This window comes from Sedimentitalea sediminis (assembly GCF_042687825.1).
Taxonomy (GTDB): Bacteria; Pseudomonadota; Alphaproteobacteria; order Rhodobacterales; family Rhodobacteraceae; genus Sedimentitalea.
In genome coordinates this window covers 51,955-64,810 of the sequence record NZ_JBHUQE010000003.1, presented here as the reverse complement: position 1 = coordinate 64,810, position 12,856 = coordinate 51,955, and the positions used below count along the sequence as shown (strand labels likewise).

The 12,856-nt window shown below is 64.4% G+C and carries 16 protein-coding genes; 12 read left to right on the top strand and 4 right to left on the bottom strand.

Features of this window, described 5'->3' with window-relative positions; genetic code table 11:
• Window positions 1–62: 62 nt before the first annotated feature.
• The 11 genes from ACFMPD_RS03515 to ACFMPD_RS03465 all read left to right on the top strand — a co-directional run bounded on the left by ACFMPD_RS03515 (window position 63) and on the right by ACFMPD_RS03465 (window position 9,496).
• The gene (locus ACFMPD_RS03515) at window positions 63–515 is read left to right on the top strand and encodes a paraquat-inducible protein A (RefSeq protein WP_380991861.1); all 453 of its coding nucleotides are present in this window, start codon (window positions 63–65) and stop codon (window positions 513–515) included.
• A complete protein-coding gene (gene radA / locus ACFMPD_RS03510; RefSeq protein WP_380991859.1) occupies window positions 508–1,872 on the top strand; it encodes a DNA repair protein RadA in 1,365 nt (454 codons plus the stop codon). The genes ACFMPD_RS03515 and radA overlap by 8 nt, the downstream gene beginning before the upstream one ends.
• Before the next feature lie 45 nt (window positions 1,873–1,917).
• Window positions 1,918–2,472 carry a CvpA family protein gene (locus ACFMPD_RS03505; RefSeq protein WP_380991857.1) on the top strand — a complete coding sequence of 185 codons (555 nt, stop codon included), beginning with the start codon at window positions 1,918–1,920 and terminating at the stop codon, window positions 2,470–2,472.
• A gap of 298 nt (window positions 2,473–2,770) precedes the next feature.
• On the top strand, window positions 2,771–3,400 hold the full coding sequence (locus ACFMPD_RS03500; protein ID WP_380991855.1) for a Hint domain-containing protein: 630 nt from the start codon (window positions 2,771–2,773) through the stop codon (window positions 3,398–3,400).
• Window positions 3,401–3,622: 222 nt separating this feature from the next.
• On the top strand, window positions 3,623–5,107 hold the full coding sequence (gene purF, locus ACFMPD_RS03495; RefSeq protein ID WP_380992307.1) for an amidophosphoribosyltransferase: 1,485 nt from the start codon (window positions 3,623–3,625) through the stop codon (window positions 5,105–5,107).
• Window positions 5,108–5,272: 165 nt separating this feature from the next.
• Window positions 5,273–5,545, top strand: a complete 273-nt coding sequence (locus ACFMPD_RS03490; RefSeq protein ID WP_380991853.1) for a hypothetical protein — start codon at window positions 5,273–5,275, stop codon at window positions 5,543–5,545.
• Window positions 5,546–5,587: 42 nt separating this feature from the next.
• Complete coding sequence (locus ACFMPD_RS03485) at window positions 5,588–6,223, top strand: SDR family NAD(P)-dependent oxidoreductase (RefSeq protein ID WP_380991851.1); 636 nt, start codon at window positions 5,588–5,590, stop codon at window positions 6,221–6,223.
• A 117-nt stretch (window positions 6,224–6,340) separates the two neighbouring features.
• Entirely contained in the window at window positions 6,341–7,123 is a 783-nt protein-coding gene (gene surE, locus ACFMPD_RS03480) for a 5'/3'-nucleotidase SurE (protein WP_380991849.1), read from the top strand.
• Window positions 7,120–7,767 (top strand): protein-L-isoaspartate(D-aspartate) O-methyltransferase, encoded by a 648-nt coding sequence (locus ACFMPD_RS03475; RefSeq protein ID WP_380991847.1) that lies wholly within the window; start codon window positions 7,120–7,122, stop codon window positions 7,765–7,767. The genes surE and ACFMPD_RS03475 overlap by 4 nt, the downstream gene beginning before the upstream one ends.
• Window positions 7,768–7,827: 60 nt before the next feature.
• On the top strand, window positions 7,828–9,018 hold the full coding sequence (locus ACFMPD_RS03470) for a LysM peptidoglycan-binding domain-containing protein (protein WP_380991845.1): 1,191 nt from the start codon (window positions 7,828–7,830) through the stop codon (window positions 9,016–9,018).
• Window positions 9,019–9,097: 79 nt separating this feature from the next.
• Window positions 9,098–9,496 (top strand): hypothetical protein, encoded by a 399-nt coding sequence (locus tag ACFMPD_RS03465; RefSeq protein ID WP_380991843.1) that lies wholly within the window; start codon window positions 9,098–9,100, stop codon window positions 9,494–9,496.
• Between the two features lie 50 nt (window positions 9,497–9,546).
• Here the strand turns inward: ACFMPD_RS03465 and ACFMPD_RS03460 are convergent, their stop codons facing one another.
• Genes ACFMPD_RS03460 through tatA form a run of 4 tightly spaced genes read right to left on the bottom strand, consistent with a single transcriptional unit; the run spans window position 9,547 to window position 11,959 of the window.
• Entirely contained in the window at window positions 9,547–10,374 is an 828-nt protein-coding gene (locus ACFMPD_RS03460) for an ATP-binding protein (protein WP_380992305.1), read from the bottom strand.
• 11 nt (window positions 10,375–10,385) lie between these two features.
• A complete protein-coding gene (tatC, locus tag ACFMPD_RS03455) occupies window positions 10,386–11,261 on the bottom strand; it encodes a twin-arginine translocase subunit TatC (protein WP_380991841.1) in 876 nt (291 codons plus the stop codon).
• Window positions 11,258–11,737, bottom strand: a complete 480-nt coding sequence (gene tatB, locus ACFMPD_RS03450) for a Sec-independent protein translocase protein TatB (RefSeq protein ID WP_380991839.1) — start codon at window positions 11,735–11,737, stop codon at window positions 11,258–11,260. Before tatB ends, tatC begins: the two co-directional genes overlap by 4 nt.
• A gap of 6 nt (window positions 11,738–11,743) precedes the next feature.
• A complete protein-coding gene (gene tatA / locus ACFMPD_RS03445) occupies window positions 11,744–11,959 on the bottom strand; it encodes a twin-arginine translocase TatA/TatE family subunit (protein WP_380991837.1) in 216 nt (71 codons plus the stop codon).
• 213 nt (window positions 11,960–12,172) lie between these two features.
• Between tatA and ACFMPD_RS03440 the strand changes: the two genes are divergently transcribed.
• Complete coding sequence (locus ACFMPD_RS03440) at window positions 12,173–12,838, top strand: helix-turn-helix transcriptional regulator (RefSeq protein ID WP_380991835.1); 666 nt, start codon at window positions 12,173–12,175, stop codon at window positions 12,836–12,838.
• Window positions 12,839–12,856 lie beyond the last annotated feature (18 nt).

Genomic DNA, 12,856 nt, shown 5'->3' with positions numbered 1-12,856 from the left:
CGCGCGCTATGCGATGACCGGCCCGGGCCTTTGCACCGCGCCGGTGTGCAACGGCTAAGCGCATGGTCCCGCGCCTCGCCAACCTTGCCCTGCTGTTGCTGTATCCCGTTGCCTGGTTCGCGCCCCTGCTGCGCGCCGGGTTGTTGCCGATGTTCGGCCTGTCGGAAATTTCGGTCGTGACCGGATTGCAGAGCCTGTGGGGCAGCGATATCGCCCTGGCCCTTCTGGTCACCTTCCTTGCGATCTTTGCGCCCTATATGAAAACCATCGGCCTGGCCCTGATCCATTTCGGGCTGTTGCGGCGGCGGGTGCTGCCGGTGCTGGACATTCTGGGCAGGCTGGCCATGGCCGATGTCTTTCTGATCGCGCTCTATGTCGTGGTGGTCAAGGGCGTCGGGCTGGCGACAGTGGAAACCGCCTGGGGGCTCTATCTGTTCACCGGCTGCGTTCTGACCTCGATCGCGATTAGCCATTTGACCGCCAAAGGCCGAGGCGGCACAAGGCAGCATGGCTAAATCCAAATCCTATACCTGTTCGGCCTGTGGCGCCGCGTTCTCCAAATGGTCGGGGCGCTGCGAAGCCTGCGGCGAGTGGAATACCATTGTTCAGGAGGCGCCGCTGTCCGCCGGCCCCGCCTCGAAATCGCTGGGTGCGAAACGCGGCAGCACGATCGCCCTGACCGACCTGTCCACCGAAGAGACCCCGCCGCCGCGCACCCTGTCGCGGCTGACCGAGCTTGACCGGGTGCTGGGCGGGGGGCTGGTACCGGCCTCTGCCATTCTGGTCGGCGGTGATCCGGGCATCGGCAAATCCACCCTGCTGCTGCAGGCGGCGGCAAAATTCGCCCAGGCCGGGCTGAAGACACTGTATGTCAGCGGCGAAGAGGCCAGCGCGCAGGTGCGCATGCGCGCGCGGCGGCTGGGGCTGGCGGATGCTCCGGTCAGGCTGGCCGCGGAAACCAACCTGCGCGACATCCTGACGACGCTGGAAGCCGAGCGTCCGCAACTGGCGATCATCGATTCGATCCAGACCATGTGGGCCGACAATGTTGACAGCGCGCCGGGCAGTGTCAGCCAGGTGCGCGCCGCCGCGCATGAACTGACGACCTTTGCCAAGCGCCGCGGCACCAGCGTCATTCTGGTCGGACACGTCACCAAAGAGGGCCAGATCGCCGGCCCGCGCGTGGTCGAGCACATGGTCGACACGGTGCTGTATTTCGAGGGCGAGCGCGGTCACCAGTTCCGCATCCTGCGGGCGGTCAAGAACCGCTTTGGTCCGGCGGACGAGATCGGCGTCTTCGAGATGACCGGGCGCGGGTTGGCCGAGGTGACCAATCCGTCGGCGCTGTTCCTGTCCGAACGCGGCACGCCCTGCGCCGGCTCGGCGGTCTTTGCCGGCATCGAAGGCACCCGCCCGGTGCTGGTGGAGCTGCAGGCGCTGGTGGCGCCCAGCCCGCATTCCCAGCCGCGGCGCACCGTGGTCGGCTGGGACGGTGGACGGCTGGCGATGATCCTGGCGGTGCTCGAGGCGCGCTGCGGCATCCCCTTTGCCGGGCTCGATGTCTATCTGAACGTCGCCGGCGGCATGAAGATCTCGGAGCCCGCTGCCGACCTGGCCGTCGCCGCCGCCCTGTTGTCTGCGCGGGAAGACGCCGCCTTGCCCGCCGATACGGTGGTTTTCGGCGAAATCAGCCTGTCCGGCGCCCTGCGCCCGGCACCGCAGACGGAAAACCGGTTGAAAGAGGCCCGAAAACTTGGTTTCACCGCCGCCATCGCCCCGGCGGGTGGCAAAACCGGCACAGCTGATGGGCTTGCGTTAACGCGGGCTACAGATTTGACGGGTTTTGTAGGAGAAGTGTTCGGGGCCGGCTGAGGTCCCGAAGCGGCAGCGCAGGCAGAAACAGGACGGACCAGGGCCATGGAAGGTTTCACTATCATCGACGGGGTGGTCGCCCTGATCATCGTCGTTTCCGCTCTGCTGGCCTATTCCCGTGGTGTCGTGCGCGAGATCATGGCCATCGCCGGCTGGATCGCGGCGGCAATTCTGGGATATCTCTTTGCGCCCAAGGTCGAGCCGTTGATCAAGGAAATTCCCGTTCTGGGCGAGTTCGTCGCCGACAGTTGCGAGTTGAGCATCATCGCCGCCTTTGCCGGCGTCTTTGCCGTCGCGCTGATTCTCGTGTCGTTCTTCACGCCGCTGTTTTCCTCGCTGGTGCAGCGCTCGGCCCTGGGCGGGGTCGATCAGGGGCTGGGTTTCTTCTTTGGTGTGGCCCGCGGCATTCTGCTGATCGCCATCGCCTTTTTCGTCTATGAAACGGTCGTCACCGCGCAGACCTTTACCATTGTCGATGAAAGCCGGTCGGCCCAGGTCTTTGCCCGCCTGACCGACTCGATCGAGGCGCGCAACCCCGAACAGGCGCTGGGCTGGATCACCCTGCAATACGAAACCCTGGTGGGCAGCTGCGCAAAATAACCCGCGCGGCAACCGATGCGCCCGCATATTTCCGCAGAATCGCCCTTGTTGCCGGCACACCCGCCATAGAATCGCCCCCATCCTGGGGGCTCGAAAGCGCCACAAAGCCGCCCTTCTGGTTAACCAATGGTTACCACGCGTTTTCGGAAACCGTGCAATCCACGCTCTGGCGGGCGGTCTTTGCCGGATGTGGAAAAAGTAATCTATTAACGCCCCAATGGTGACCAAAAAACGGCTGAATTTCCATGCCAGCATGGTGGCAGATCAAACGAACACCTGCTGACAAAGGACCGCTCCCATGTTTCTGAACCACAGCCAAGCATTCGCCCAGTTCCTGCCCGCCGACATCACCGAAAAAGCCCCGGTTCTGCCGATGCCCAAACGCCAGGAAGTCAGCGCCTTCCGGTCCGGAACCATGCTGGAGACACCGTCGGGTTGGCGTCCCGTCGAGACCCTGACCAGGGGCGACCAGATCTACACGCTGGACGGTGGCTATGCCGAACTGACCGGCATCCGCACCCATCGCATCGCCGCCGGCTCGACCCGCGCCGTCCATGTCCCCGCCGGCAGCCTGAACAATTGCTCCGACATGATGCTGACTGCCGGCCAGCATGTCGCTCTGCTCGAGCCGGAATGCGAGACCCTGTTCCAGACCCCCTGCGTCCTGGTCCCGGCGGCCGCGATGTGCGGTTTCCGCGGCATCGCGTCGATCAGCGGCTATTCCGACGTTGAAGCGACCGAGCTGTGCTTTGCCACCGAAGAGATCGTCTATGCCCAGACCGGCGCGCTGATCCATGTGCCCTCGGGCGTGTCCGAGCCGTTCTTTCGCACCCTCAGCTATGGCGAGACCCGCGCCCTGCTGGCAATGATCAACCGCGGGCATGTCGCGCTGGACCCGATGGGCTATGCGCCCGCCGTCGCCGCCTGATCCGCGCTTGCCCCACGCTCACCGCAAATGGCCGCCCAATCCGCTGGGCGGCCTTTGACCCTCGGGTTCCGACGCCCGCCCGTCCCTACCGTCGCTGGAAAAACGGTGACAGATATGCAACGGTTTGATGAACCGGCGCGTGACAGCAGCAATCGGACGCTCTATGTCATGACACGACCCCGCCCTTGGATTCGGAGCTGCCCCGCCTTGTCCACCCTGCATATGCCGCCCGCCCATCCCTTTGACACGTCCGGCCTGCGCGATCAGGGCGATGACGACAAACTGCGCGAGGAATGCGGCATATTCGGAGTCGTCGGGGTTCAGGATGCCTCGACCTTCGTCGCCCTGGGCCTGCATGCCCTGCAGCATCGTGGACAAGAAGCTGGCGGCATCGTCGCACATGACCCGGATCAGGGGTTCAACAACGCCCGCCGGTTCGGTTATGTGCGCGACAATTTCACCAGCCAGAAGATTATGGAGACCCTGCCGGGACCGATCTCGATCGGCCATGTGCGCTATTCGACCTCGGGCAGCAAGGGACCGACAGCGATCCGGGACGTGCAGCCGTTCTTTGGCGAATTCTCGATGGGCGGCGCGGCGATTGCCCATAACGGCAACATCACCAATGCCGTGGCCCTGCGCCGCGAACTGATCGAGCGCGGCTCGATCTTTCAGAGCAGCTCGGACAGCGAATGCATCATCCACCTGATGGCGCGGTCGATGGGCCGGTCGATCCCGGACCGCATGGAAGAAGCGCTGCGCAAGGTTGAGGGTGCGTTTTCGGTCGTGGCAATGACCCGCACCAAGCTGATCGGCGTGCGCGACCCGCTGGGCGTGCGCCCTCTGGTTCTGGGCAAGATCGGCGACGGCTGGGCGCTCAGCTCCGAGACCTGCGCGCTGGACATCATCGGCGCCGAGTTCGTACGCGAGATCGCCCCGGGCGAGATGGTGGTGATCAACGATAAGGGCGTGCAGAGCCACTTCCCCTTCCGCCCGCAAAAGCCGCGATTCTGCATCTTTGAACACGTCTATTTCAGCCGCCCCGACAGCATTCTGGGCGGACGCAGCGTATACGAGACGCGCGAGAATATCGGCCGCGAACTGGCCAAGGAAAGCCCGGTCGAGGCCGATCTGGTCTGCCCGGTGCCCGACAGCGGCACCCCGGCAGCAATCGGGTTTTCGCTGGAAAGCGGCATTCCCTATGCCATGGGCATCATCCGCAACCAGTATATGGGCCGCACCTTCATCGAGCCGACCGAGCAGATCCGCAACATGGGCGTGCGCCTGAAACTGAATGTCAACCGGGCGCTGATCAAGGACAAGCGGGTCATCCTGGTCGACGATTCGGTGGTGCGCGGCACCACCAGCCGCAAGATCAAGGAGATGATCCTGGATGCCGGCGCCCGCGAGGTGCATTTCCGCATCGCGTCGCCACCCACGGCCTGGCCGTGTTTCTACGGGGTCGATACGCCCCAGCGCGAAAAGCTGCTGGCCGCGACCATGTCCGGCGAGGAAATGCGCGATCATCTCGGGGTCGACAGCCTGAAATTCATCTCGCTGGACGGCCTTTACCGCGCTGTCGGCGAGGCGCAGGGCCGTAACACCGGATGCCCGCAATATTGCGACGCCTGTTTCTCGGGCGAATACCCGGTCGAGCCAGCCGACATGGTCAATCAAGGCTTTGTGATGAACCCGGCCGCAGAATAATAGGCCAAAGGGCGCCGTTTCGGCGTCTCTGATGGGCAGAGCCTTGCCGATGCCGCCCGGCCGCCCCGCCTTTCCCCTTTCCGCGTTTTCCGCCCCATGATAGCCGCATCCAGCGACATTGCTGCAGTGCAGCATTTTGTGGCCCTTGGGGCCAAAAGGCGGATCATGACAAGCGAAACAGATACCGGGCGCACCACAGCCCGCGTCGCTCAGATGGCGACACAGAACAGCGTCCTCGGACGCGGCGAAACCGATCTGATCGGTCTGTTCGGACCGCAGGACCGGATGTCGGCCCTGCTGCGCGAATCCAGCGGCCGGATTCGCCGGGTCGAGACCGGAGACCGGTTGAGCATCGGCCGCATCGTTGGCATCGACGCCGACGGCCTGATGCTGGAAAAGAACGGCAGCAGCCGGCGGCTGACCCTGCCGACGGGCTGATCCGCCCTTGACCCTTGCGGCAATGCGGGTCAAACCGCGCGCATGACACAAACTGCCCTGATTACCGGCGCGTCACGCGGCCTGGGTGCGGCGCTGGCCGAAGCGCTGGCCGCCACCCATCACGTGATCGCCGTCGCCCGCACCACCGGTGCCCTGGAAGATCTCGACGACCGCATCCAGGCGGCGGGCGGCAGCGCCACGCTGGCCCCGATGGACATCACCGATCCCGATGCGATGGCCACGCTGTGCCGCGGCATCCATGACCGCTGGGGGCGTCTGGACCTGTGGCTGCACACGGCGATCCACGCCGCCCCCCTGACCCCGGCGAATTTCGTCGATGCCAAGGACTGGCAGAAATCGCTGGCGGTGAATGCCACCGCGACCTCGGTGCTGATCCCCTTTGTGGCGCCGCTGCTGGGCGATGCCGGTCAGGCGGTGTTCTTTGACGACCCGCGCGCCGGCGAGAAATTCTTTGGCACCTATGGCGCGACCAAGGCGGCGCAGATGGCGCTGGCCCGCAGCTGGGCGGCCGAGACCGTCAACACCGGACCACGCGTGCATATCCTGGCACCGCGACCGATGCCCACGGCGATCCGCGGCCGGTTCTTTCCCGGCGAGGATCGTCAGGCCCTGACCCGCCCGGCTGACGAGGCCGCGCGACTGCTGGCACTGCTCTGAGCCGTTGCAATGCTGCCGCGGCCCGGGCGGCCGCACCGGCAAAATAGGCGGAAACGGGCGCGCTTGCTTGCCGCCCCGCAACGGGGCGTCTATCAAGGCTCAAAAGGGCTGGCCGCCATGCGTATCCTGATCACCAATGACGACGGAATAAACGCGCCGGGACTGCAGGTTCTGGCGGCGATCGCCGATGAGCTGGCCGGCCCGGATGGCGAGGTCTGGACCGTCGCACCGGCCTTTGAGCAATCCGGCGTCGCCCACAGCATCAGCTATACCCACCCGATGATGATCGCCAAGATGGGACCGCGCAGTTTCGCCGCCGAGGGCAGCCCCGCCGATTGCGTGATGGCCGGGCTGCACGACGTGATGAAGGATGCCCCGCCCGATCTGGTCCTGTCCGGTGTCAACCGGGGCAACAACTCGGCCGAGAACGCGCTGTATTCCGGCACGCTGGGCGGCGCGATGGAGGCGGCCCTGCAGGGGTTGCCGGCGATTGCCCTGTCGCAATATTACGGCCCACGCAATTTCGGCATCGACAACCCGTTCGACGCCGCCGCCGAGCACGGGGCTGATGTGGTGCGCCGCATCCTGCGCGCCAGCCCGGAGTCCGACCAGGACTACCGGCTGTTTTTCAACGTCAACTTTCCGCCGGTCCCGGCGGCCGAGGTCAAGGGGATCAAAGTGACCACGCAGGGGTTCCGGCAGGGCACCCATTTCGGGGTCGAACCGCACAGCTCGCCTTCGGGGCGGCGGTTCCTATGGATCAAGGGCGGCAACCAGCAGATCACGACCGCGCCGGGCTCGGATGCGGCGGCGAATCTGGACGGCTATGTTTCGGTCACGCCGATGCGCGCCGACCTGACCGCCCACGAGGTGCTGAACACCATGAAGGCCATCGAATGAGCGGACCTCCGGCGGAAACCCAAATGCAGTTCCTGTTCGCCCTGCGCTCGCGCGGAGTGACCGAGCGCAAGGTCTTGCAGGTCATGGAGGCGATCGACCGGGGCCTGTTCGTGCGCGGCATATTCGCCGATCGCGCCTATGAGGACATGCCGTTGCCGATCGCCTGCGGACAGACCATCAGCCAGCCTTCTGTGGTCGGGCTGATGACCCAGGCGCTGCAGCTGACCGGGCGGGAAAAGGTGCTCGAAGTAGGCACCGGCTCGGGATATCAGGCGGCGATCCTGTCCAAACTGGCGCGGCGGGTCTATTCTGTTGATCGGCATGCCCGGCTGGTGCGCGAGGCGCGGGCCGTGTTCGACCAGCTGGATCTCAGCAATATCACTGCAATGGTGACGGATGGCTCGTTCGGGTTGCCGGAACAGGCCCCGTTTGACCGGATCATCGTGACCGCCGCCGCCGAGGATCCGCCCGGGCCTCTCTTGGCCCAACTGAAAATCAACGGTATCATGGTGGTGCCGGTCGGCCAGTCCGACGCGGTGCAGACGTTGATCCGGGTGCGCCGGACCGAAACCGGCTTTGACTATGACGAGATACTGCCAGTGCGGTTCGTGCCGCTGCTGGAAGGTCTGGGCAAGGACGTATAGGAAAAAGCGGCCGGAACCCCCGACAGAACAGGGGGGAGGCGATTTGAGGATAGAGAGATGATGTTTGGTTCCACAATGACATCCGTGCGCCTTGGCGGCGTTGTCGTGGCAGCGACGCTGCTGGCCGGGTGCAACGCACCGCTGGATTTCGACCTGCGCGGTCAGGTCGGCGCGTTCAACACCAGTGAGGCCGCCCGCAACATTGCCACGGATCGCCCGAAACCGGATGACCGCGGTATCATATCCTATCCCACCTATCAGGTCGCTGTGGCCCGGCGCGGCGACACGGTCACCGATGTCGCGGCGCGCATTGGCCTGCCGGCCGACGAACTGGCCCGCTTCAACGGCCTCAGCCCGACGGTGCCGCTGCGGGCCGGCGAGGTCATCGCCCTGCCCAGCCGCGTTGCCGAACCTTCGGCCGCCACCGGTGTCGATATCGCGGCTGTCGCCGGCACCGCCATCGACGCGGCCCCGGACACCACTCCGGTCGCACCGCAGGTGCAGACCAGCGCCCTGGCGCCGGCCGCCCCTCCGAAACCGACGGTTGTCGCCGCGCCGCAACCCGAACCGGTCCGGCACAAGGTGGCGCGCGGCGAGACCGCCTATACGATCTCGCGTCTCTATCAGGTTTCGGTTAAGTCGCTGGCGGAATGGAACGGGCTGGGCTCGGATTTTGCAATTCGCGAAGGCCAGTATCTGCTGATCCCGGTCACCGGGACGGCTGCGCCGCAACGCAGCGGAATGAAAACCGCCGCTGCCGCCGCCACGGTCACCGAACCCGGTGCCGGCTCGCCCACCCCGACGCCGCCCAGCGCCGCGACACCGCTGCCGGACGAAAAGATCGACCCGACCCCCCCCGAACCGCCCAAGACCAAGATCGCCAAGCCAACGATCACCAAAACGGCCGCCATGGCCTTTCCGCTGCAGGGCAAGATTGTGCGGACCTATTCCAAGGGCCGCAATGACGGCATCGACATCGCCGCCGCGCCCGGCGCCGCAGTGTCCGCCGCCGCCGATGGATCCGTGGCCGCGATTACCGCGGATGCCGATCAGGTGCCCATTGTCGTGGTGCGCCATCCCGGCAATCTGCTGACGGTCTATGCCAATGTCGACAAGATCACGGTAAAAAAGGGCGACAGTGTCAAACGCGGGCAGAAACTGGCGCAGCTGCGCGGCGGCGACAATGCCTATGTGCATTTCGAGGTGCGCAACGGTTTTGACAGCGTCAATCCGATGCCCTACCTCGAATAACGGGCGCCGTCGGACCTGGTTTGCGGAAAATTGGCCACGCCACTGATCAGAGGCGAGCAGACATCCCGGACCGGATGCCATGCCCCTTGACATGAGTTGCGCCCCAATCAGACTGCCGGTGCAGCTGACATCGGGAGTTTTTGTCATGAGATTTGCGCTATTCGCGTCCGCCCTTGCCGTTTTAGGGGCGACCGGCGCATCCGCCTGCCCGTGGGCCGGGGGATCCTTTCAGGGCGAAGAAATGAATTTCCAGGCTCATTTCACGGTCAATTCCGAATGTACCGAAATGAGCTTTGGATCCTCGGGCAATGCCGGCATCCAGGCCCAGGACGAGCCGCAAAATTTTGCCCTGGCAGAAAAGAAACACGGCTGGGTCGCAGATATCAACGGCGTCGATGCCACCCTGGCAAAAAACGGCAGCTTTGTGAATTTCATCGGAAAGGGCATCAACATACGGGTTCACATGCGACCGAATTGATCCGAACAATGCCCGTCATAGGCCGGTTTCTTGGGGCCTGACCCGATCCGCTATGCCAAAGATACCCCGTTGCGTCCGGCCAGATCGGTAAAAAACTGCCAGGCGACCCGGCCTGATCGCGCGCCGCGCGTCGCCTGCCATTCGATCGCCTCGGCGCGCAGGGTTTCCGGCGCGATGTGCAGCCCGTAGGCGGTGCAATAGCCGTCGATCATCGCCAGATACTCGTCCTGAGAACAGGGATGAAAGCCCAGCCACAGCCCGAACCGGTCCGAAAGCGAGACCTTTTCCTCGACCGCCTCTGACGGGTTGATGGCGCTGCTGCGTTCGTTCTCGATCATGTCGCGGGGCATCAGATGGCGACGGTTGCTGGTGGCATAGAACACCACGTTTTCCGGCCGGCCCTCTATGCCGCCATCCAGCACCGCCTTGAGGCTCTTGTAATGCTGGTCGTCATGGGAAAAGGACAGGTCGTCGCAGAACAGCAGGAACCGCTGCGGCGCGCCGCGCAGATGGTTCAGCAACCGCCCGACGCTGGGCAGATCCTCGCGTTGCAGTTCGACCAGTTTCAGCGCCGGGTGATCAGCATGAACATCGGCATGGATCGCCTTGACAAGGCTGGATTTCCCCATGCCGCGAGCGCCCCACAACAGGGCGTTGTTGGCGGCGTGGCCGGCAGCAAAGCGGCGCGTGTTGTCCAGCAGCGTATCGCGCGACCGGTCGATTCCGACCAGAAGATCCAGCGCCACCCGGTTGACCCTTTCGACCGGCTCCATCCGGTCCGGCTCGACATGCCAGACAAAGGCACCGGCGGCCTCGAAATCGGGCGCGGGCATGGGCGGCGGCGACATCCTTTCCAGCGCCGCCGCAATGCGGTTCATGGGATCGTCGGTCACCTGCCGTCTTTCTCCTGGGACGTGTTCACCGGTTCATCGTCGAACATGTCGTCGTCATAATAACCCTCTGCGCGCAGCTGTTCCTCGCGCTGGGTTTCGACCCGGCGGACCAGAAAAATCGACACTTCGTACAGGCCATAGACGACCACAAACAGGATGATCTGGGTGATCACATCGGGCGGTGTCACCAGCGCGGCCAGAACCAGAATGCCGACCACGGCATATTTGCGCACATTTCCCAGCCCTTCGGCGCTGACCAGTCCGGCCTTGCCCATCAATGTCAGCAGAACCGGCAATTGAAAACACAGGCCAAAGGCGACGATGAACTTGATCGTCAGGTTCAGATATTCCTGCGCACTGCCCTGAAACACCACGCTCAGCGGGGCCTGCCCCTCGGTCACCGCGGCGCCATCGGCGCCGAACTGCTGAAAACCCAGAAAAAAGTCATAGGCCAGCGGCGTCACCACGTAAAAGGCAAACGACGCGCCCAGGACGAACATGAAAGGCGAGGCGATCAGAAAGGGCAGAAAGGCCCCTTTTTCCGATTTGTACAGACCCGGCGCCACAAAGCGCCACATCTGCAGCCCGATATAGGGAAAGGCCAGCAGGAACCCGCCCAGCAGCGAGACCTTAATGGCGACAAAGAACCCCTCTTGCGGGCTGATGAAGATCAGATCGCAATCCTGGCCGCGATCGGCCAGCACCTGGCACAGCGGCGCGGTCAGAAAATTGAAGATCGGCGTCGCCACGGTGAAACAGACCACCATGCCGGCGATGAACGCCACCACCGAGTGGATCAGCCGGGAACGCAGCTCGGCCAGATGCTCGATCAGCGGCGCGCTGCTGTCCTCGATATCGTCGGTTGGGCTCATGCTTTACTTTCCGGCTTGTCGGCCAGGTTCGCCTCGTATTCCGCCGCCTTGGCCTGCGCCTCTGCGGCCTCTCGGCTCAGCCGGTCGGCCGCCGCCCGGGCCGACGCGGCCTCGATCTTTTCGGCGGCTTTGGCACGTTCTGCGGCCAGTTTGCCGATTTCGCTGGTCGGGTCGTATTTTGCCGGGTCCAGCTTGGCCGGGTTCAAGTTGTCGCCCAGATCGCGGGCCACGTCCTTGACCTCGTCCATGGCGGCGGCCATCGGGTTGCTGGCCGCCTTGAGCCCCTTGGCCACGTCGTTGACGCCCGATTGCTCGGCCGCGTCATGCATCGCGCTGGAAAACTCGCGCGCCATGCCCCTGGCCTTGCCCACGAACCGCCCGACGCTGCGAAACAGCACCGGCAGATCCTTGGGGCCGACAACAATCAGCGCCACGATGCCGATCACCAGCAACTCGGTCCAGCCCAGGTCGAACATCCGTGGTTACGCCTTGTCCTTGTCGGTTTCGGGCGTGACGTCCTTGGCCTCGGCGGCCTTGTCGTCTTCCAGTTCCTTCTGGCCCTCGTTGATGCCTTTCTTGAACGAGGTGATGCCCTTGCCCACTTCGCCCATCAGCGAACTGATCTTGCCGCGACCAAACAGCACCAGAACCACCACCGCGATCAGCAACAGGCCGGGAAGGCCGATATTGTTCAACATGTCCGTCTCCTCAGACAGGGCGCGCCGCCCGGGCGGCGCGCGTGAAAAGTTGTCTGCGTTCTACGCAGCCCCCCGGACGCTGAAAAGACGCAAACCACGCGCACATGGCCAAACCCCATCACATTCCGGCGCATAGTGGAGCGCGGTGCCGACAACTGACATGTTTTTGTCAGTTGTTGTGGATTTTCCTGCTCTGATATGTCACCAAGCCCCATGCCGCGCCCTCACCGACTTGTTCAACTGATCGCCTTGTTGCGCAACGGACAGGTGTACACCGCCGGCGACCTGGCCGCCCGGCTGGGCGTATCCCAACGCACGATCTATCGCGACATCGCGCGGTTGGGCGCGGCCGGTATACCGGTGCAGGGCACGCGCGGCACCGGCTATCGTGTGACCGACCATATCGCCCTGCCGCCACTGACCCTGACACCGGCCGAACTGGATGCGCTGAACCTAGGCATCGCCATCGTTTCAGAGGCCGCCGATCCGGAACTGAGTAACGCCGCAAGAACGCTGGCCGACAAGATCGAGGCGGCATTGCCGGCGGAAACCATCGCCGAGGCCGAGGCCTGGAAAACCGCCCTGAACCCCCTGGCCGATCCGGCGCGCGGCCTGTCGCACATGGCCGGCCTGCGCGACGCCATTGCCGGCAAGCAGAAACTGGACCTGACCTATTGCCACCCCGATGGCCGCCGCATCCCGCATGTTGTACGGCCCCTGCGGCTGGCCCCCTGGGGCGGGGTCTGGATCCTGTTGGCCTGGTGCGACAGTCACGGTGGTTTTCACGAGTTCCGCACCGATCTGATCGAAACTGCGACGCCGCTGCCGGAACTTTTTGTCGATGAACCGGGCAAGCGTCTGTCCGACCACAGCCCCTAAATCGCTGTCCTCACACGG